Origin of the sequence: Helicobacter cetorum, from assembly GCF_900198405.1 — a bacterium.
Taxonomy (GTDB): domain Bacteria; phylum Campylobacterota; class Campylobacteria; order Campylobacterales; family Helicobacteraceae; genus Helicobacter; species Helicobacter cetorum_C.
Window position 1 is genome coordinate 29261 of record NZ_FZMR01000001.1, and the last position, 20047, is coordinate 49307.

The 20047-nt window shown below is 35.6% G+C and carries 20 protein-coding genes and 1 pseudogene; 2 read left to right on the forward strand and 19 right to left on the reverse strand.

Annotation, left to right across the window (positions count from 1 at the left end; all coding sequences use genetic code 11):
• The first annotated feature begins 2 nt into the window (after window positions 1–2).
• Together C6H25_RS00160 and C6H25_RS00165 are read left to right on the forward strand one after the other, a co-directional pair.
• A complete protein-coding gene (locus C6H25_RS00160) occupies window positions 3–686 on the forward strand; it encodes a hypothetical protein (RefSeq protein WP_104747468.1) in 684 nt (227 codons plus the stop codon).
• An 82-nt stretch (window positions 687–768) separates the two neighbouring features.
• Entirely contained in the window at window positions 769–1362 is a 594-nt protein-coding gene (locus C6H25_RS00165) for an META domain-containing protein (protein ID WP_104747469.1), read from the forward strand.
• A 601-nt stretch (window positions 1363–1963) separates the two neighbouring features.
• On the opposite strand, the gene C6H25_RS00170 is transcribed toward C6H25_RS00165, so the two are convergent.
• The 19 genes and pseudogenes from C6H25_RS00170 to C6H25_RS00260 form a co-directional block, all read right to left on the reverse strand.
• The gene (locus C6H25_RS00170) at window positions 1964–2500 is read right to left on the reverse strand and encodes a type II restriction endonuclease (protein WP_233707291.1); all 537 of its coding nucleotides are present in this window, start codon (window positions 2498–2500) and stop codon (window positions 1964–1966) included.
• Between the two features lie 31 nt (window positions 2501–2531).
• Window positions 2532–3101, reverse strand: coding sequence for a restriction endonuclease subunit S (locus tag C6H25_RS00175; RefSeq protein WP_233707292.1), 570 nt, complete (start codon window positions 3099–3101; stop codon window positions 2532–2534).
• A gap of 65 nt (window positions 3102–3166) precedes the next feature.
• Window positions 3167–5209 (reverse strand): HsdM family class I SAM-dependent methyltransferase, encoded by a 2043-nt coding sequence (locus tag C6H25_RS00180; protein ID WP_104747472.1) that lies wholly within the window; start codon window positions 5207–5209, stop codon window positions 3167–3169.
• 32 nt (window positions 5210–5241) lie between these two features.
• Window positions 5242–5817: a phosphoribosyltransferase family protein gene (locus C6H25_RS00185; protein ID WP_104747473.1), complete on the reverse strand. Its 576-nt coding sequence runs from the start codon at window positions 5815–5817 to the stop codon at window positions 5242–5244.
• On the reverse strand, window positions 5805–6380 hold the full coding sequence (gene tmk / locus C6H25_RS00190; RefSeq protein ID WP_104747474.1) for a dTMP kinase: 576 nt from the start codon (window positions 6378–6380) through the stop codon (window positions 5805–5807). The genes C6H25_RS00185 and tmk overlap by 13 nt, the downstream gene beginning before the upstream one ends.
• A gap of 2 nt (window positions 6381–6382) precedes the next feature.
• The gene (coaD, locus tag C6H25_RS00195; protein ID WP_104747475.1) at window positions 6383–6856 is read right to left on the reverse strand and encodes a pantetheine-phosphate adenylyltransferase; all 474 of its coding nucleotides are present in this window, start codon (window positions 6854–6856) and stop codon (window positions 6383–6385) included.
• Window positions 6856–7422 carry a UbiX family flavin prenyltransferase gene (locus tag C6H25_RS00200; RefSeq protein ID WP_104747476.1) on the reverse strand — a complete coding sequence of 189 codons (567 nt, stop codon included), beginning with the start codon at window positions 7420–7422 and terminating at the stop codon, window positions 6856–6858. Before C6H25_RS00200 ends, coaD begins: the two co-directional genes overlap by 1 nt.
• Window positions 7423–7432: 10 nt before the next feature.
• Window positions 7433–8095, reverse strand: coding sequence for a flagellar basal body P-ring formation chaperone FlgA (gene flgA, locus C6H25_RS00205; RefSeq protein ID WP_104747477.1), 663 nt, complete (start codon window positions 8093–8095; stop codon window positions 7433–7435).
• Window positions 8092–10128 carry an ATP-dependent helicase gene (locus tag C6H25_RS00210; protein WP_104747537.1) on the reverse strand — a complete coding sequence of 679 codons (2037 nt, stop codon included), beginning with the start codon at window positions 10126–10128 and terminating at the stop codon, window positions 8092–8094. Before C6H25_RS00210 ends, flgA begins: the two co-directional genes overlap by 4 nt.
• 11 nt (window positions 10129–10139) lie before the next feature.
• Window positions 10140–12320: pseudogene (locus C6H25_RS00215) on the reverse strand (tetratricopeptide repeat protein); the annotation flags it as partial.
• 381 nt (window positions 12321–12701) lie between these two features.
• The gene (gene serS / locus C6H25_RS00220; protein WP_104747479.1) at window positions 12702–13946 is read right to left on the reverse strand and encodes a serine--tRNA ligase; all 1245 of its coding nucleotides are present in this window, start codon (window positions 13944–13946) and stop codon (window positions 12702–12704) included.
• A gap of 11 nt (window positions 13947–13957) precedes the next feature.
• Window positions 13958–14752 carry a carbon-nitrogen hydrolase family protein gene (locus C6H25_RS00225; RefSeq protein ID WP_104747480.1) on the reverse strand — a complete coding sequence of 265 codons (795 nt, stop codon included), beginning with the start codon at window positions 14750–14752 and terminating at the stop codon, window positions 13958–13960.
• Window positions 14753–14770: 18 nt separating this feature from the next.
• A complete protein-coding gene (gene xseB, locus C6H25_RS00230; protein WP_104747481.1) occupies window positions 14771–15010 on the reverse strand; it encodes an exodeoxyribonuclease VII small subunit in 240 nt (79 codons plus the stop codon).
• 4 nt (window positions 15011–15014) lie between these two features.
• Window positions 15015–15761, reverse strand: coding sequence for a bifunctional demethylmenaquinone methyltransferase/2-methoxy-6-polyprenyl-1,4-benzoquinol methylase UbiE (ubiE, locus tag C6H25_RS00235; protein WP_104747482.1), 747 nt, complete (start codon window positions 15759–15761; stop codon window positions 15015–15017).
• A gap of 10 nt (window positions 15762–15771) precedes the next feature.
• Window positions 15772–16218 (reverse strand): protoporphyrinogen oxidase HemJ, encoded by a 447-nt coding sequence (gene hemJ, locus C6H25_RS00240; RefSeq protein ID WP_104747483.1) that lies wholly within the window; start codon window positions 16216–16218, stop codon window positions 15772–15774.
• 9 nt (window positions 16219–16227) lie between these two features.
• Entirely contained in the window at window positions 16228–16800 is a 573-nt protein-coding gene (locus C6H25_RS00245; RefSeq protein ID WP_104747484.1) for a YigZ family protein, read from the reverse strand.
• A gap of 2 nt (window positions 16801–16802) precedes the next feature.
• Window positions 16803–17927, reverse strand: coding sequence for an ABC transporter permease (locus tag C6H25_RS00250; RefSeq protein ID WP_104747485.1), 1125 nt, complete (start codon window positions 17925–17927; stop codon window positions 16803–16805).
• Between the two features lie 4 nt (window positions 17928–17931).
• A complete protein-coding gene (locus tag C6H25_RS00255; protein WP_104747486.1) occupies window positions 17932–19029 on the reverse strand; it encodes an ABC transporter permease in 1098 nt (365 codons plus the stop codon).
• A 13-nt stretch (window positions 19030–19042) separates the two neighbouring features.
• A complete protein-coding gene (locus C6H25_RS00260; protein ID WP_104747487.1) occupies window positions 19043–20035 on the reverse strand; it encodes an HlyD family secretion protein in 993 nt (330 codons plus the stop codon).
• Between the last annotated feature and the right edge of the window lie 12 nt (window positions 20036–20047).

Consider the following 20047-nt stretch of genomic DNA (forward strand, 5'->3'; position numbering starts at 1 on the left):
ATATGAGAGCTACTTATTTAAAGTTATTCTCACTCTCATCGGTATTAGCATTATCGCTTGGAGGTTGCTTGAATTTAAATCTAAGGCAAGTGTTACCAGAAATTAAATCCTATGATTTGAATGCAAGCTCTTTTGCTGAAGAAAAATGCACCAAACAATTGGCTGAAGTCGGTTTAGTGAGCATTCTAAGTGCGGATTTATTCAATACTAAAGAAATTGTTTTTAAAGCAAAAGATGGACAAATCACGCATGGAAAGCATCAAAAATGGGTAGATTTACCTCGCAACATGCTCAAAACAATGTTTATGCAAGAGGCACAAAAAGCATGCTTAAGCGTTGCTTTACCTCCATATGGCATGAAAGTGCCAATTTATGCGGTGCGTTTTACTATTCTTTCTTTCTCTATCTTAGAAGGGGATAATTCTAAGTATAAAGCAGAATTTGCGCTTGGATATGATATTAGCGTAAAAGGCCATTCACATTCAGGAGTTATTATTAAGCATGAAAATATTTCTAGCTTGGAAAATAAAACAATGGAAGTGAGTAAAAATAAAGATAGCAAGCAAGATTTTCAAGAGAGTGCGATTCAATCGCTCCAGCATGTGAGCGAGCAAGCCGTGCAAGAGGCTATTACTTTGCTTAAAAAGGCTATTGAAGAACAAGGCTCTAAAGAGAGCGAGCATTAATTTAAACTTATCAAATTAGGGGGGGTCTCTCAAAGAGACTTTGCATTAAAAAGTGCGTAATTTTAAATCAAGGAATAATAGATTGAATGTGCGATTAATTGGAATGAGTTTGATGTTGGCTTGCATGCTTTCGGGGTGCTTTTTCTTTAAGGGGTTTAACCATAAAAAGATTGCAACAGATAATTGGCACATTCAAAAAATAGACATGGATAACAGAACCTACAATATTGATGCCATGCTTGCTGATAGTGCTTTTAGAGAGAGCCAAGAAGATGAAGACTCACTCCAAAATACCGCTTTACCAAAAGATAAAAAAATCACTGAATTAGAACAAAAAGAAAAGAAAAAGCATTGGTATGAACGCTGGTATGCACTCCTTAAGAAAAAACCACGCCCTAAAAATTCTATGGGGGAATTTATCTTTGACCAAAAAGAAGAGCGCATTTATGGGAGAGGCTATTGCAACCGCTATTTTGCCAGCTATGCATGGTGGGATAACAATCATATTAAGATAGAAGAAAGCGGGATTTCAAGAAAAGTTTGCAGAGATGGGGAATTAATGGCGTTTGAACTAGAATTTATGGAAAATTTTAAGGGTATGTTCATGCTCATAAGAGGTAAAAACACGCTTATTTTAGAAAATCCAAAGATGAAAATTTACTTAGTAACGCCATAAATTAGTGCAAAAACTATTAATTTAACCCCATACTTATAAATAGGGAATTTTAAGTATAATGAAACCAAAGGTTTTTTGCCACTTTTTTACTCATGGCAATTCCTTTTTTATGGGTTTTACCCCCTAACTTCGCTAAAAACTAGGGGGTAGATGTAATTTTACAAAAATCTTTCTTAAAACTTAAAACAAGCTCTCTTTTTTCGTTTGTGTGTTTTCTTTTTCTATCACGCTTTTAGTAGGCTTATTTTTAATTTTGTTTTTAAAATTCTTTTATTTTTTAGGGGGGTTTAAGGCAGAATAACGGTTCGCCCCCTAGTTTTTGAAGAGATTAGGGGGTGAAAATTGTTCTGAAGGGACTGCCATGAAACGCAAAAATGGCAAAAACTCTTGGAGAGAATTATACCTTGAAATTTCATTTTCTTGCTTTTTAATTTCGTTTGATTAAATCCTTTCATTTCTTAAGGGGGACTTAGGACACTCTTCATTGTGTCCTTATCCCCCTTTTGGTTTAAAAAGACATTTGGTCTTTTTAAACTCCCCAAACACCCGCAAGGCTTTTAAAGTTATCGCTTTAAAACTTTGTTTTAAAGCTCTTTATTATTTATCTTAAAAAGCTATCGCTTTTTTCTTTTTCTATCACAAGTTTTGTGGCTTTGATTTTAGCATTGTTATATTCCACTACGCCCTTAATGGTGTGTTTCATTAAGGCGTTAATGAGATTTTGCATAAACTTAAAATCAAGGTTGCCATGTTTTGTGGTGGGTAGTAAAATGCTGTCGTTTTGTATCTTAGCATTGCTTATGCTATTACCCCACGAATATTTATCGTTTAAAGCCTTATAAATACAAGTAATCATAAATAATTGATTAAGCTTATTTTTTGAGCGCATATCTTTTAAATATAAGGCTAAATTATGGCTATCGTTTGAATAAAAATCTTTTTGTTGGTAAGTAACCACAAAAGTTTTACCACCGATAAAAATACAATCGCCCCTATCCAAAAAATCTGTATTGTAAGCAATATAAGAATTTACGGCGTTATTTTCTTTACTGGCACACAAATAAGGGGTTGTCCCACTATCTTTGACAATATTCCTTGCTAAAATATTTTTTGTATTTTTGATTTCAAAAATATCCACGATTTTAAAGCTTTCCCATTCTACGCCGCTTTTACTCTCTCTCTCTCTCTCTCTCTCTCTCTCTCTCGTTTTCGCCCATTAGTTTTAGGGCGTTTTCTTCATCGCTTGTTAGAGTGGTGTTTTGTAGCCCTGTAGCTTGTAAGTAAGCGTCAAGTTCGGCGAGCCGATGCTGTTCAAGTTCGGCTATAAAATTTTCCATGAAATTAAAGTCAATATCGTTTAGGGTGGGTGTAGCAGTGTTGATGGTGGGCTTTAGGGGTAGAGAAATAATCGTTACATTAAAATCTTTTTGGCGGTATTGTTTGCCATAAGAAAATTTAGCTTTTAAAATTGTGTTAATCCTAGTTGTGATACATAGCCCTATTCTATGGCTCATTGTAAATTTTGGGGTTAAAACTAAGATGTTATCGTCCGCACTATATTCGCTGTAACGATAAAAAGCGTTCGCAAACATATCAATAGTGATTGTGTTACCCTTAAAAATTTTCTGTTCTTGATTGCTGATACATTCTGCAACCCCATAGTTTTCATACCCTGCGGTTACTAATGGTCTAGTCCCCTTAATTCTGTTAGCTTTTGTTAGGCGAGTGCCACGCTCCATCTCAAACAAATCCCCTAATTTAAACTCGCCCCACTTAATAGCGTTGAGTGTGCTACTAATGGGGCTTAGGACTTTCCCGGCGTATTACTCTTTAAAATCAAGCTCACTTCATAGGCTAAATAATCGCTAATGGTCTTTTTAAAGTCTTCTAATGCAGGCTTAGTCTCATTCTTTTGGTGGGCTTCAAAATTAAAGTCTTTAGCGTGTTTATTCTCATTAGCTTTAGCGATAAAATCTTCTGTATAGATTTTTTCTAAATCGCCCCATAATTCTTTAGAAACTTGAGCTTTCAAGCCGGCTTTATAAATTTGAATGATTTCATTATAGCGCCTAAAAGGTTCGCTTATTTCATTTAAGCCTCTTTTAGTGCGTTTAAAGCCATCGTTTCTAAAATCTATGAATTTAACTAACTTTTCATAGTCATGCGGAATGTGGGCTTTGAAAATATAAATGCTCGTTTGCACGCCTGCCATAGGCATAAAAAGGTCTGTTGGCATTTTAATGCTTGCTATTAAGGTGTGCTTTTTCAAAATCTCTTTATTAGTTTGCAAAGCTTGTCCGCTTCCTGCGCTATCTTGGATAATTATCGCTCCAAGACCGCCTTTTTGCATATGTTCTAAGCCAAACTTGATAAAAGGCATACCATTTTGCTCGTAACTAAAAGGCGGGTTCAATAAAAGAATGTCAGGCTTAAAGTCTTTAAAAATTTGTGCGTTTGTTTCAAAAGTGTTGCCTTTAATGATTAAACTTGAGCCATCACCTCTTAAAATCATGTTCGTGGTCGCTAGAGAAAACATTTCAGCGTTGAGTTCTACGCCTAGAAGTTGGGATTTTTTCATTTTTTCTATTCTTTCTTTGGTAGTTGTATTTTTACCGGCTTTTTCAATATCTTCAATCATTAACACCATAGAAGAAATTAAAAATCCTGCTGAGCCTGCCGCTAAGTCCATAACCTTAGAATTAGCATTAACCCCTAAAAGTTGGCTCATCATTTTAGTTACATAAGGAGGGGTTAAAACAATGCCTAGCTCTTTACCATCGCCTAGTGCGTATTTTAAAAATTCGCTATAGAGTTCGCCCATGATGTCTAAATGCCCGGTATTATCGCTCTCGTTAATGGGCTTATGGACAAATTCATAGAGAAACGAAAAAATTTGTTTGGTAATGCTTGCATCTTGGGCTAAATGCGTGCTTATAGCTTTATCAAGAGCGGTTTTTTTATCTCTTTGAGGGTCCTTGCTGATTTCTTTAAAACTAGCTAGCATTAGCTCTCTTTTTTCTTTGTCTAGGCTTTTAGCGCTTAAAAAGTCTCCAATTTGATTGACAATTAAAACGCTGTCTCTGCTTGTGTCGGTTAAATGGCCTTTTAAATCGCTAGGTTTTAAACCCTCTTTTTTGTCTTTAATCTCTTGCATAGATAAAAGCATACCGCTTACATATAGCACTCGTTGAGGGGCGGTGATGTTATGGTTGTGCATGAGGCGGTTAAGCTTTTTAGCCATATCATTAAGCTGTTCTTTGCTTTTAATTAAGATTAAATGCTTTTCTTCTTCACTGAGCGTGCATTCTTTATAAAAGTCATCAAACGATTGTTGGTTTTCTAAAAAATGCAAGTTTGAAGCATGGGTTAATTTGTGCGAATTAGTTCCACTTGCAAACACATAATACACTTCTATTAAAATGTTTTCTATATCATCACCAGCAATGCCTATAGCGATACATTCTTTATACTTGTCTTTATCCCTAAGAATGCTTTTAGCATAGTGTAAAGCCCCATTCACAGCATATTTAGAAATAGAAGTTTCATCGCTTTTTAGGGTGCTATCTCTTGAATTAAGGGCTTTTAAAAATTTAGAATAAAGTTTGTTTTCTATCACTACAGGAATGATATTTTCTTTATTGTCTTTAGCATGATAGTTTTCTAAACTAAAATCAGGGCGGCCAAAGGAGGCTTTATTTTCGGTTTTACTCGCATTTTTTAGGGCGTTTTTTAAGCTATCGCTCATTTTTCCTTCAATATTGAAGTCCTTATTTTTAACTAAGCCTAAATTTTCTAATTCTTTTTTGATATAGTCGTTAATGTCATCTTCTAGTTTAAACGCTTGCATGTTTTTCCTTGTTAAAAAATTTTAATTATAGCTTATTCATCTGCATCAGCTAGTGCGATAGCAAAATGCACTTTTACATTCAAATTTTTAAGATAGCTTAGGGCTTCTTTTAGGGTGGTGCCGGTGGTGATAATATCATCTAATAAGAAGTAATCTAAGGTTTTATCGCCTTTGAAAATGAAATTGCGTGGGTTAGAGGTGCGAAATTCTAGGCTTTTACCTGCGTAAGTGATAGAATTAGAGGCTCTTAAATTCCCATAAGTGGCTTTTAGATTGTTTTTACAAAAAGCTTTTAAAAGCACGGCAGAGTGTGAGTAAAAAGACTTCACTCTATCATCAATAGCAATGCCATAAAGGGCTGTGTTTAAATTTTTTTCTTTTAAGATTTTTAAAAACTCTGTGCTAGCTTTTTGAGAGAGCAAGGGCAAAAGGCGAGAGCCTATCAAAGAATACTTGCTTTTGATTAAGTCTTCTACTTCACTATAGGCATAAAAGCTATATACGCTTATGCCTTCTAAAACCCTTACTTTTAATTGTAAGGGCAAGTCATTCAAGCAACTTTGACAAAGGGGTTTGAAAGAGAGTTTTAAACAAGTTAGACAACGCATTCAATAAAGGCTACTATTTGTTGGTGTAAGTTTTCTATGCTTTTCTTAGCATCAAGTTCTAAAATTTCGCACCCAAACTTTTCTTTTAACAAATAGGCTTTCTCTTTTAGGCGTTGCTGGATATTAAGTAATTTTTCTGTGCCTTGATTTTCTATTTTATCCAAGCTTTTAAGACTCAAACGCTGTTTTAAACTCTCTTCATCTATGAGTAAAAGAATGATTTTTTGGGGCAAGATATTTTGCGTGGCTAAAAGATTTAATTCTAAGCTTGAAAGCTCGCTATAAGCCATGCCAGAGATTAAACTTCTATCACTAATGATGAGGTTGTTTTCTTTTAAGGCGGGTTTGATTATGCTTTCTATATGTTCGGCTCTATCACTCAAGAATAAAAACGCTCTAGCTAATTCGCTTAAATTTTCATTTAAAACAAGATGTCTTAAACTCTCGCCTATTTTTGTCCCACCCGGCTCTTTAGTGATATGGGCGTTTTTAAAATGCGTTTTTAATAGTTCTATTTGAGTGCTTTTACCCGCACCATCAATACCTTCTATAGTTACATACATTCTTAAGCCTTTAAAATAAGGGGGTGGATTTCTTTAGGCACTAAATGGCTCGCATCGCCTTTGTGAATAATGATAGAACGCACAATAGAAGAGCTAATGAAAGCGTTTTGTAAAGTGGGCATGAAGTAAATCGTTTCTAACTCGTTATTTAAAGATTTGTTCGCATAACCCATTTGCAATTCGTATTCAAAATCACTCACCACTCTTAAACCCCTTACAAGCACCTTACAATGATACTCTTTGGCAAAATTGGCTAATAGCCCATTAAAACTCACGCACTCTACATTTTTGAAACTTTTTGTGGCAAGTTGTATCATCTCTAAGCGTTCTTCTAAACTAAACATGGGCTTTTTAGCACTAGAATTAGCTACGGCTACAATAAGCTTTTCAAACAATTCACTTGAGCGATGGATAATATCCACATGCCCATTAGTTACAGGGTCAAAAGTTCCCGGATAAATGCCTACTTTTTGCATTAGCTTAACACTCCCCATCGTGGGTATAAATCATTCTCTATGCCTAAACTATCAAACCACTTCCCCACTAAAAAATCTTGCATGCTTTCTAAGGTTTTACTTTGGGTGTAATAAGTCATCATAGGGGGTGAAATAATCGCATTAGAGCGAGCGAGTTTTAGCAAATTTTCTAACATAATATCACTTAGAGGCATTTCTCTAGGGGCAATGAGTAAAGGGCGTTTTTCTTTAAGCATAACAGACGCAGCCCTAGAGATTAAATCCCCAGAAAAGCCATGAGCGATTTTTGCTACCATATCCATACTCGCTGGAATAATCGCCATTTTATCAACCCCATAGCTCCCTGATGAAATGCTCGCATGAATGTCTTGTTCGTTAAAGAATGTGGCATTAGGGCGTAAATCTTTTAAGGCGGTTTTTAGGTTGATTTGAGATTCTTCTAGGGCTACAATATGAGCGTTTTTAGAAGCCACCACAAACACTTCAAGCTCTTTGGGTAATTTTTCTAAAAACCGCAAGGCTAGGGGTATTCCGCTTGCCCCACTAATGCCTAAAACTAATTTCATTATCATTCCTTTATAATATTTGAACTTTAGAGTTATTTAACACACGCACTTTTAGAATTTTATTGCTTTCTAAATTCTTGGCTTGAATAATTTGATTTAATGAGCCATTTTCTAAGGCTTGCAAATTTATCTCTAGCGTGATACGCCCCTCTTTTAATACGCCCATAATCATATCATTTTTACGCACGATAATTAAGGGCTGGATTTTACTTGCGGTTAAAATCGTGTTGGGTGCGATATAGACTTTAGCGCTTGCTTGGTTGATAGACTGAATAATTAAAGGGCTTTCTACAGAGCCAAAATTAATGCGTGTTTGAATGGTATTATTTGAAGTGATATTTTCATCTTTTTTAATCACGCTAGAGCTTTTAAAAGCTTGAATGCTCCCTATTACGCTATAGCGCACCGGCAAGCGTAAATTTGGCTCATTTTGTATTTTTAAGTTTAAAAACACAACGCCATCTTTTTTAAGCGTGTCTTTAGAGCCTAAATCATAGCTTTCTAAAACAGCGTTTGCAAAGCGTTCTGGCACTTTCAATTCAATCGCATCAATTTTTAAATCCAAAGTTTTATACGCTTTAAGGTATTGCCCCTTAATATCCTCTTTAAGTGCGCTTAAGTCTAGGGCTAATAACCCCTTTAAAAGCATTACAAAAACAACAAGAATTTTCAAAATCCCTCCCTAACTTTTTCTAAAAACCCTTGCATAACCCTTTGGATACGCCCCCCAAAATTCACTTTCATGCTTTGAGTGTGAAGATTATTTTCTATAGCAAGCACTCTTCCTATGCCAAAAATCTTATGGCTCACTAAATCCCCCACTCTAATGACAGACATATTTTCTTTATCAGTTAATAACCCTGCCTCTTTTAAAAATAAAGATGGCATGCAAGGGGTTCTACGCCCAAAATACAAGCGCTCCTTGACATAAGAAAGGTGCAATTCCTCCTTAGCTCTAGTGATAGCCACATAAGCTAAACGGCGCTCTTCTTCTAAATTATTTTCATTATCATTAAAATCTTTGTAAAAACTCCCATGAGGGAAAAACCCTTCTTCTAAGCCAATCACAAACACACGCTTAAATTCCAAACCCTTACTCATATGCACGCTCATGCAACTCACTTTGCCACAATCAGTAGGAGCTTGATTATCCAAAGCGCTCTCGTTTAAAAAATCTTGCAATGAATTTTCTGGGTTTTCTTTAAAATACTCTTTCAATAGCCCCAATAATTCTTCTACAAAACCTTGTCTTTCTTCGTAATTATCTTCTTTTTCATAGCTTTGCATAAGATTGGTTTCTTCTAAAAAAGAATTACAAAACCTCTCAATAGAAAAATCAAAATGTTCTTTTAAACGCTCTATTAAAGCCATAAAATTCTTTAAAATCCGCTCGTTTTTAACGCTTAGCACACCTTGAAACACATTCTTTTTTAACGCCTCTTCTAAGCCAATTTGCTCCTTTTCTAAGGTGTCAAAAACTAATTCTTGGGTTTTTTTCCCAATCCCTCTAGCAGGCTTATTTAAAATGCGTTTTAGGAAAAAACGCTCATTTTTATTATTGATTAAACGCATATAGGCTAATGCGTCTTTAATCTCTGCTCTTTCATAAAAACTCACCGCTCCTACTAATCTATAAGGAATGTTTAGGGCGTTTAAACTCTCTTCAATGCTACGACTTAATCCATTCAAGCGGTATAAAATGGCTATGTCTTCTAAGCTATCGCCTTGATTGCTCCAAGCCTTAATGGTGTGTGCGATAGCTAAACTCTCTTCTTTTTGAGTGAGAAATTCTTGACATTCTACAGCTTTATGAGCGCCTTTATGGCTGATTAAGGTTTTTTGATGACGGCATTCATTATGCTTAATAAGCTTATTAGCGCATTCTAAAATCTCAGTGCTTGAGCGGTAATTTTGCTCTAATTTAATGATTTTAGTATCCTTAAAATATTGAGAAAAATTTAAAATATTAGAAATATCAGCCCCTCTCCAGCCATAAATGCTTTGGTCATCATCGCCCACTACGCATAAATTATCATGCCTAGAACACAATAATTCTAATAATTCAAATTGCAAGCGGTTGGTATCTTGATATTCATCTACCATAATATAATTGTAGCGTTCGCTTAATTGATGGGCGAGCGAAGGGTTATCTTGTAAAATCTTAAAACTCAATGCCAATAAATCATCAAAATCCACGAGATTGTCTTTTTCTAAGGCGTTTTGATACATTTCATAGGCTTTTTGGCATTCTTTATCTTGCATATCTAGGTCTAAAATGTGGTTTTTGATTTTTGAAATGCTCTCACGATACGCTGAGATTTTAAGCTGTTTGCAAAGCGACTTGCTATCATCAGCATCCATTAAAGCAAAATCACAAGCTCGTTTTAATAAATGCATGTGCTGGCGTAAAAATAGCAAGCCAAACCGATGGAAAGTGCAAAGCAAGGGGGGGATAAGGAATTGGTTTTTTAGTAAATGGCTCGCTCGCTCTCTCATCTCTAAGCTTGCTTTATTGGTAAAAGTAAGCGTTAAAGTGTTTTCACTAGGCACACCACAAACGCCAATTAAATAAGCTAGTCGGCTTGTTAAGGTCTTAGTTTTCCCACTTCCTGCTCCAGCTAAAACTAATAAAGGGCCCTGTGCGTGTAAAACAGCCTCTTTTTGAGCCTCATTCAACCCTTCTAAAATACTTTTTTCAAAATCCATTGCTTGTTGTTTCATTCTAAAAACTCGCCTTTCTTTTCTTTATCCAAACGCTTTTTTAAAATATCTGTATCAATTTTAAAATCAAAATAATCTGAGGAAAAATTAGAAGTTCTAATGGCTAAAAAATGGTTTAACGCCGCTTTTAAATCCCCTTTTTGCTGATACAATAGCCCTAGTGCATAGCGAATATCTTCATTTTTTGGCTCATCTAATTTACCAAGCTCTAACAATAAAACTGCGTTATTATAATTGCCTTGTGCGATATGCGCTAAGCTCGCTAAAATCTTTAAGCGTATATCACTATCTTTAAGTCCCTCAATTAAATTTTGATACAACGCGCTCGCCTTGACATATTTTCCTTGAAGTAGGCTCACTAACGCTAAATTTTGCAACAAGTCATTAGGCTCTTCGCCCTCCTCTAAGCTTGCAAGTTTTTTTTCAATCAATTTTTCTTGCTTGTCTAAATCCCCCACAATAAACCCCATATACGCATAAAAATTACGCCCTAAAATAGGTCCTAGCATGGTTTGTTCTAAATCAATAGAATTTGAATCTAAAAGCGTATAAATGCTCAAAGTATGGCGGATATTCGCATTATAATAAGAAATAATTTCATAAAGAATGTGCGATAGCAAGTCTTTTGGCATCATGGCCTTTAAGCGAGCAAAAGACTCTATAGCTAATTTTTTATCCCTACTTTCTTTAGCAAACACCGCTTGAAGAGCGTAGTAAAAGGGAATTTTTTTGGGTGCGTTCTCTAGCCAATCCATATCCCAATTACCACGATGATTTAAAAAAGCCACTAACGAGCCTAAAAAAGCTTTTTGTGTAGGACTAGAAAAATCTTGGCTGTAAAAATTCTCTGTAACCTCTCTCAAAAGCTCTGCATTATCTTCATGGGTGAAATGCGATGCCATTAGAGCAAAAACCGCGCTCAAATAATCTGCTGAATTTAAATGAAAAGCCCTTAAAAAATGAAAATAAGCCTTATAATAATCTTCTAACTGCGCATAAATCAAGCCCACATTATAATGAGTCAAGGCGTTGTTAGGGCTATTTTTTAATGCGAGCTTGAAATAATGCAACGCTTTTCGCAAACGCTTTTGTTCTAGCTCTTTTAATCCCTTAAGACTATTTTTATCTGCCAAAGCAATCATGCGCCCTCGTTTTAAAGCCATGCTTGCTCCTTTTAAATCCTTTTGCGTTTCAGATTCCAAAAGAAATAGCCCCTCTTGAATCACGCCTAAAGCCTCATAAGAATCCACAATCTTAAAAGGGGCGTAATAAAACAAAATACGATAAATAGAATCTCTTTTTCCTTGAAAATATTTATCATTCCAAAAAAAGTCCTTAGCTAATTCTTTGTCTAAAAAAAATGACCTCAACAAAGGTTTAATAGGATAAAAAGAGTTTGCTAAGGGGATTTGTTTCTTTTTATGGCTAACCATTTTTAAAATCTCGCTTGCACTAGACATATCGCCTCTTTTTAAGCTCACAATTTCAGTTGCCATTAAAGCGTTTAAGTCATTAGGATAATGTTGCAAAAACCGCTTTAAATGCTCTAGTGCCTCATCATAATTTCCCAAACGAGCTTGCAATAGCCCTAAAGCAAGCTCATCTTTAGTCTTGGCACTTTTTTGTAAATTTTCATAAGCATTCTTTTCATCTTTAAACATCAAAAACAATTTAGACGCTAAGCGTGCGTTAGGTTTTAAAAAGGCGTTTGAATTAGGGTGCATTAAAGGCGAAAGAGCTTCAAAATATTCTTCAGCATAATAGGATTTGAGCGCATACGCATAGGAATAAAAAGACTTTTTGTAGTCTTTGTATAAGGTATCTCTTGCAATTTTTAGATAATGATAATATAAATCCGCATCTTGTAAATGATAAGCCGTAACTAACGCATCAATCGCACTCGCACTCGCATTTTCTTTTGAAGCAATGCTAGAATCAAACAAATCTAATGCTCCATTAAGATCTTTTTCTTTAAACTTAATCACCCCCAAATTATGACTTGCAATGCTTTGTGAAAACGAGGCGATTTTATCAAATAAATGCAACGCCTCATTTTTTTGCCCTTGCTCATATAAAATACTAGCCTTTTTTATCATAGCATCCACTTGGCGTTCTTTAGATTCATTAGAAGAAAATGCTCCCTCGCCCATTAAATCGGGCAAATTAAGGTTTTCAGCCTTTTCCTTGTCTTCTTTTTCGTTTTCATTCTTAGCGTTATCATTGCTTGGCTTTATAGAGGTTGCAAGAGTTTTTTGAGAGGTTTTTTGAGGTTCTTTATGCCCCATAAACAAGCTAAGAACGACAATTAAAATAACCAAAAATAAAAAAGAGCCTAAAACAATATAAAGCTTTTTTTTATCATTGATGAGGTTTTTAAAAAGTTCTTTGGGGTTTTTTAATTTGTCTAAAGTCTGCTTAAGGGCTTGCTTAAAAGGAGGAATTTTAGAGTCAGTTGAACTTAAACTAGAAGATTCTGTTTCTGCTTTATTTTCTTCTGTCTCTAAGGGAGTCTCTTCTAGGGCTTGTGGATTTTGCTCTTCATTTAGCACAAACTAGCCTTAAAGATATTTTTCTAATGCCTTAGGAATGCTAATGCTTCCATCGGCAAGCTGGTGGTTTTCCATTAAAGCGACCATAGTCCTACCTACCGCTAAAGAAGAACCATTTAAAGTATGGACTAATTGATTTTTTTTGTTTTCTTTAAAACGAATTTTGGCTCGCCTAGCTTGAAAATCTCTTGTGTTAGACACAGAGCTAATCTCTCTGTAGCAATTTTGTCCGGGTAACCACACTTCAATATCTATAGTGTTACTCGCACTAAAGCCCAAATCAGCGCTGCATAATTGCACAAATCTATGCGGTAATTCCAAAGCTTTTAAAATTTCACTCGCACTCTCTAGCATATACTCTTGCATTGTATCGCTCTCTTTAGGGCGCGTGAGCGCTACTAACTCCACTTTATCAAATTGATGTTGTCTAATCATGCCCCTTGTATCTCTTCCAGCACTGCCTGCTTCACTTCTAAAGCAAGGCGTATGAGCGGTCATTTTAATAGGAAGTTTTTCAGATTCAATTATGGTGTCGTTATATAAATTAGTGAGCGTTACTTCAGAAGTGGGGATTAAATACAAATTTTCATTTTCTATTTTAAAAACATCTTCTTTAAATTTGGGTAATTGCCCGGTTCCAAAAAGCATGTTTTCATTCACTAAAGCCGGTGTATAGACAACTTCAAAGCCATTTTTTTCATTGAAATCTAACATTAAGTTAATGAGTGCCTTATAGACTCTAGCCCCAAAGCCCCTTACTACAGAAAAACGGCTTTTGGCTAATTTCACGCCACTTTCAAAATCAATCCAGCCATTATTTTGAGCTAACTCAAAATGCTCTTTAGGCTTAAAATCAAAATTTCTTGGGGTTAAGATTTTTTTGATTTCTACATTATCTTCTTCGTTTTTGCCCAAAGGGGTTTTTTCATCTAAAAGATTAGGCACTCTAATAAGCCATTCATCAATTTCGTTTTCTAGCTCATTAACCACTTTAGAAAGAGCGTTTAATTTTATTTTATTATTTTCTAGCTCTTTTTTTAGTTCGCTCACATCTTCCTTTTGAGCCATTTTGATACCAAATTCTTTAGACACCTTGTTTTGAAAGGCTTGCAAGCTTTCTAATTCTAGTAACTGCTTTTTATAAAACACGATTTTTTCACGCCAAAAAGTTAGCGTATCTTTATCAATATTACGCCACTCTAACGCTTGAGCCACTTTATCAAAATCTTGCAATAAAAGTTTTTTATCAATCACATTAACCCCTTTTAGTTTATCTCTCTAAAACTCCAAGTTTTAGCCCATTCCCTTATATAGTGCTTATCTACTTGCGTGCTAAGCATGTTCATTTTGCCTTGTAAGGAATTTTCAATACTCCCATCAGGCAAGGCAATGAAACTATCGCCATAAAATTTCCATAAATAAGTGCTTTTTTCATCTTGTTTTTGCACCACTTGTTGATAAGCTCCTATTCTATTAGCCCTCACAATCATGCAAGACGCACAAAAGGCACGCATTTTGCATAAATCTCTCCATCTTTCATTGGATTCAAAAGTTGCTACACTGCTTAAAAGCACTACATCTACACCTTGTTTTTTAGCCTGAACCCATATTTCATCAAAATGAGCTTCAAAGCCAAACATGGGGGCAAACCTTAAGCCCTCTTTTTCAAATACCAATAACTCTTTAAAATCGCTTTTTTCATTGTCAAAAAAACTTTCTTCGTCCCAATGCGAATAAGGAATCAAGCGTTGTTGCTCATAATATTTTATGCTATTTTTAGAAATTAGAGCGATTTTTTTATAAATCTTATGGTCTTTTTCTAATAACACTGGAGCTGAAATAATCAAATCTTTTTCTTTAGCACAATTCTCTAAATGCGTTATCGCTCGCATAGATTGCGCATGGATTTCACTAAATTCTAATGCCATGTTATGGTGAAAAAAGGGATTAATCACATATTCAGGCAAGACAACTACGCTAGACTTTGGCAAAGATTTTAAAGAAACTTCCACTAAATTTTCTTTAAAATCTTCTAATTGCAACGCTACCACTTGTGCCATTATTTTTTTAACCCCCTTTTAATCAAGCTGTTGGAATTTTTCATATTCTAAATGAGCGTCCTCTAAAAGCTTTTGAGCGAGCTTTAATTCTTGCATGCCTTGTTGGTATAGCTCCATGCCCTCTTTTAAGGATAAATCAGACCCATTTAAGCGTTCCATAATTTGCTCTAGCGTTTTTACATGCTCTTCAAAACTCTTGTTTTTAGACGCACTCTTACGCTTAGGGCTTTTTTGCTCTTCAAACAAATTTTTATCCATACCTTTAAGCTCCCTTTTCTTTAAGATTTTTTTGTGCTAAGAGCATGGTAGAGACTTCCCCTAATGAGCCTTGCGTTTTTAATACATCAAGTCCCACGCTCTTTAACTCTGTTTTCAAACTTTCCAAACTCAAAAACCCTTCAATAGATTTAGGCAAGTAAGAATAAGCCTCATAGTTTTTACTCACTGCTCCCCCTACTATTGGCAATACTTTATTGGTATAAAAACCTGAAATTCTATCTAAAAAGCTAGGGTTATCCTTTTTTAAAAATTCTAAAATCACTAAAATACCCTGAGGCTTTAAGATACGCTCAAACTCTTTTAAGGCCTCCTCTCGCTCTATTACATTACGCAAACCATACGAAATAGAGAGAATATCCACGCTACTACTCTCAACACCTTTTAAATTTTTAGCCTCTGCTTGAATAAACTCAGCCTTATTTTCAAGCTTCTTTTTAGCGATTTCTAGCATATTATTTGCGGGGTCAATCCCTATACATTTTTGAAAACTTACTTGGTGTTTTGAGCCTACTTCTTGCCATGCTATTAGCATATCGCCTGTCCCACAAGCCACATCTACAAGCACTAAAGATTGTTTGTTTTCTAACATCAAAAACACTTCATTGCAAGCGTTCTCTCGCCACTTCACATCTAAGCCAAAGCTAATCAAACGATTCGCTTGGTCATAAGAGTTTGCTATATCATCAAACATGCTGATAATTTTTTCTTGTTTTAAATTTTTTTCGCTCATTGTCTTATCTTTAAAAAGGCTTGATAACCACTAAAATCACAATACCTATCAGTAAGATTGTAGGCACTTCATTAAACGCACGATAAAATTTCCCACTCCTTTTTGTGGGGTCTTTTTCTAACTCACGCATGCATTTCTTACAATAAAAATGATAGATTAAAAGCAAAGCCACTAATAGTAATTTAGCATGCAACCAACCCCCACTTTTTAGAAACCCCGGATTTGCTAACAACATTAAAATGCCTGTAATCAGCGTAAAACCCATAGCAGGCGAACCTATAAAAGTATAAAGCTTTTTTTCTTGCACTTTCACTATTTCAACAAACTCTTTTGTATGGGCGTTTTCTGCATGATAGACAAAGAGTCTTGGCAAGTAAAACAACATCGCCATCCAAGAAATGAGTGCTATAATGTGAAAAGCTTTAATCCATAAAAAATATTCGCTTAAAAACCCCATAAACTCTCCCTAATAATCTTTGATTTGCTCTAAAAATGCTTGTAACTTTTCTCTTGAACCACTAATTTCTACTTCCACACCATGGGCTTGAAAATTCTTTTTATTTAATTGTAGGCTAAATTTCTTAACTTCACGCTGAATATAATCTAATTGCGCATAAGGATAAAAACAAGCATGGGTTTCTAACTCTATAAAATCCTTGAATGCGTTTGCTTGCTTAGCGTTTTCTACGCATAATAACACACTATTAGCATAAGCTTTCATCAAACCCCCTACCCCTAAAAGCGTGCCTCCAAAATAACGCACGCTTATGATACCTATATCCATTAAATTTTCTCGCCTTAACACATTTAACATCGGCATAGCTGAACTCCCCTTTGGCTCGCCATCATCGCTAAAACCCTCTGTAATTTTGCCCTCTAATTGATAGCGAAATGCCGTTACAAAATGTGTAGCCTTAAAATGCTCTTTTTTTAAATCAAAAAGGGTTTTTTCAAAAACACTAAAAGGCACAAGATAGCCTAAAAAACGAGAGGCTTTAACTTGGTGTTTGGAGGTAATAGTTGTTTCAAGCGTTCGCATGCTTACCTTTTTGTTACGCTTAAAGAACTAAGCTTATACACACTAAGAATAAAACTCACTGCCAAAATACCTAAAAGCGCATAAAAATGGCTTGCCACATCTATAAATTCCGCATGCATTTGATTCAATCGCACTAATAAGCTAATGCCATGATAAGCTGGCACTAGTTGAGCAAAGCCTTGCAAGTAAGAGGGCAAAGACTCAAAAGGCCACACAAAGCCCATCATAAAAATCAAGGGCAAAGAAGAAATCAAAATAATTTGAGTGGTGTGTGCGGGGTTTTTAATCCAAGTGCCTAGAAAAATACCTAAAGACAGCGTTGAAAGCACAAACACCAAGCTATTAGAAAACACCACCAAAGCACTTGCATGCCGTTCAATCCCATGAATAGGGAAAAGCACTCCAAAATACAGCATGACAAACACGCTAAGAATGGTCATAAACATTAAAAGCCTTGCCATTAAAACAAGAGCGATTTGCTTTTTACTAAAAGATAGGGTTTCTAAACGCCTCGCACTTGTGAGCATGCTCGCTCCTATGAGCATGACTTGATGCAGGATAAAAACAAACACGCTAGAAAGAGCGTAATTTAAATAGCCTTCGCTAGGATTATATAAAGCAATGGGTTTAATCCCTACAATGTTAGTCTCTAGTTTAGCCTCTTCTCTTTGGGCGTTGCGTTTGAATTTGATTTCATCATTAAAGGCGTTAATACTTTCAATGACTGCGGTGGCTAAAGTTCCATAAATCAAAAAATAATTTGCATTAGCATAGAAATCTACTACCATAGGCACTTGCTTATAAATATCAGTCTCAAAATGATAAGGAATATGTAAAATCCCATGCACCTTTTCTTCTTTTAAAAGTTTCTTAGCCTCTAGCATAGAGGGGCTTTTATAAGCAATCCTTAAAGCGTTAGAGCTTTGAACCATAAAAGCAAGTTTGCGAGACGAAATAGTGTTGTCTTCATCTACAAGGGCGATTTTTTGATGGGTTACTACATCGTTTAAATAAGGCAAAGGATACAGCAAGCCATACATAATAGGCCCCCCTATCACAACAAATAAAACCCCCCTATGAAGTAAAAATGCCTTAAATTCTCTCAATAATAAACTCAAAAAATTCATAATCTTAGCCTTTTTGAGAGTGTTTTTTTAAAGATTTGGCGAATAAAAAAACGCCTAAAAATAAAAACGCTAAAAAAGGGGCAAGGTGTGCCATAGAACTTAAAGATTGCATTAAGCTAGGCTTATAATACGCCTCTTGCAAGAAAAACTTCATAAAATGGCTGATTGGCAAAAAATGACTCCAAAAATTCCCTGCCATTTCCATGTTGTTTTGTGGGTAAGTAACTCCAGCAAATGCCAAGCTTGGTGCTGTATAACCAGCTACAACGCTTGCAACTTTAATCACATCTTTAAGCACCACATAAACTAGCACTACAAAACCACTCATCACTAAAGTCATCAATACTATAGCTAAAACCACCAATAACGAATGCTTATAATTGCCTTGCATTCCTATAAGATTAAAATATAATGCCATAGCTACCCCCCAAACGCTAAACACAAACACATTCGTTCCAATACTCAATAAAAACTCTCGCATATTTGAGGCTTTCTGAATCAAATTGAGCATACCAACTGCCACAAGAATTTGCCACATACAAGGCAACATCACGCTTAAAAGGTATTGTGCATAATTGCTATTTTCATTATACAAAGCATGCATTTTAGTGATAATAGGCAAAGCTTGTGCTCTAGCTAAATCTAAATTCGCATCTCTTACTAAGGCTTTAGTAGCTAATGACTTTGCATCTAAAGTGAGAGCTGTTTGTAAAAAAGCACTTTTGAGGGTTTTTCCAACAAGCACATATTCAGCGTTATAGTAAAAGGGTAAATCAATATTACGCCCCATTTTAATCTGTCTCTCTAAATCTTTAGGCAAAACTAATGCCCCATACACTTCTGCAGAGTTTAAGAACCGCTTGGCCTCTTTGAGACTTGGCACATGGTGTTTGATAACAATCGCACTTGTAGCATTAAGCTCAAAAATCACTTGATTGCTTGTAGTGGTTTTATCTAAATCCACCACTACAATAGGGAGTTTTCTAGGGATTTCTTGGATAAAAATTTGCTTGGCTAAAACGCCCAAGAAAATAGGCAATACCAAACACACTACCAATAAAAACTTGTCTTGCAAGACCCATAAATAAGCTTGCCTAAACAAAAGAAAATCCTTTTTAAGGCTTAAGCGTTACAAGCACGCTCATTCCTACTCTAAACCCCTCTAGCTCTTCTAAAGGTGTGGCCTCCACTTCATAACTTTTCATATCATAGCTACTTGAATTATTAGTGGCTTTCCAAGTGGCAAAATCCCCCATAACGCTCAAATATTTAACTCTAAATTTAGCTTTCTTTTTTAACGCTGGAATATAACCTTCAAATTCCTTACCCACTTCAAAATCGCTCAAATACTTCTCAGGCACGCTAATTTTTAACCACTTATCTTTTAAATCTATCATTAAGACCACAGGAAAGCCCTTAGGGCTAAGCTCGCCACTAAATAACAATACATTGCTTACTTCCCCATCAATTGGTGCGTAAGCCTTAATATCTTTTAGATAGGATTCTACTTCATTGACTTGCCCTAAAGCCGCACTCTCTTTAGCCTTAGCAGCAATTTTACTCTCTTTACTCGCTCCTTCTAACGCCATTTTATACTTTTGATAGGCCGCGCTTTCATTGTATTTAGTGCTTTTATAAGCCGCATAAGCCTCATCTCTTTTTTGCAAACTAGCTACGCCACTATCATATAAATCTTGAATGCGTTTATAAGTCTCTTCAGCTAAAGTTGCTTGAGATTTAGCCGCTTGCCAAATATCTCTAGCAGAATTAATGGTCTCATCTCTTGCCCCCTTTTTCACTTCATCACTGAGTGCTTTTGCAGCTTTGTGTCCTGCCTCAGCTTGAGCGAGTTTAGCCTCTAATTCAGGGCTAGAAATACTAAAAGCTAAATCGCCTTTTTTAATTCTATCGCCTTTTTTAACAAAAACTTCATCAATACGCCCGGGCACTTTAGAGCTTACGCTATATTCCCTAGCCTCCAAAAATCCTTGTAAAACCTCTCCTTTAGGGCGATAAGCCAAATAAAAAAGCACCACTAATAAAACAACAATTCCCCCTAAAACTCCTAGTAAAATCGCTTTCTTTTTTTCAACTTTTTTTTCAAACATGGATTTTCCTTA

Coding starts and splice junctions, on each gene's coding strand:
- xseB (WP_104747481.1), bottom strand. CDS start 15,010: ATGGATAAAAATTTGTTTGAAGAGCAAAAAAGCCCTAAGCGTAAGAGT.
- C6H25_RS00225 (WP_104747480.1), bottom strand. CDS start 14,752: ATGGCACAAGTGGTAGCGTTGCAATTAGAAGATTTTAAAGAAAATTTA.
- C6H25_RS00180 (WP_104747472.1), bottom strand. CDS start 5,209: ATGCAAGCGTTTAAACTAGAAGATGACATTAACGACTATATCAAAAAA.
- tmk (WP_104747474.1), bottom strand. CDS start 6,380: ATGTATGTAACTATAGAAGGTATTGATGGTGCGGGTAAAAGCACTCAA.
- C6H25_RS00160 (WP_104747468.1), top strand. CDS start 3: ATGAGAGCTACTTATTTAAAGTTATTCTCACTCTCATCGGTATTAGCA.
- C6H25_RS00245 (WP_104747484.1), bottom strand. CDS start 16,800: ATGCGAACGCTTGAAACAACTATTACCTCCAAACACCAAGTTAAAGCC.
- C6H25_RS00210 (WP_104747537.1), bottom strand. CDS start 10,128: ATGGATTTTGAAAAAAGTATTTTAGAAGGGTTGAATGAGGCTCAAAAA.
- C6H25_RS00260 (WP_104747487.1), bottom strand. CDS start 20,035: ATGTTTGAAAAAAAAGTTGAAAAAAAGAAAGCGATTTTACTAGGAGTT.
- C6H25_RS00250 (WP_104747485.1), bottom strand. CDS start 17,927: ATGAATTTTTTGAGTTTATTATTGAGAGAATTTAAGGCATTTTTACTT.
- C6H25_RS00185 (WP_104747473.1), bottom strand. CDS start 5,817: ATGCGTTGTCTAACTTGTTTAAAACTCTCTTTCAAACCCCTTTGTCAA.
- C6H25_RS00200 (WP_104747476.1), bottom strand. CDS start 7,422: ATGAAATTAGTTTTAGGCATTAGTGGGGCAAGCGGAATACCCCTAGCC.
- coaD (WP_104747475.1), bottom strand. CDS start 6,856: ATGCAAAAAGTAGGCATTTATCCGGGAACTTTTGACCCTGTAACTAAT.
- C6H25_RS00175 (WP_233707292.1), bottom strand. CDS start 3,101: ATGGAGCGTGGCACTCGCCTAACAAAAGCTAACAGAATTAAGGGGACT.
- hemJ (WP_104747483.1), bottom strand. CDS start 16,218: ATGGGGTTTTTAAGCGAATATTTTTTATGGATTAAAGCTTTTCACATT.
- ubiE (WP_104747482.1), bottom strand. CDS start 15,761: ATGAGCGAAAAAAATTTAAAACAAGAAAAAATTATCAGCATGTTTGAT.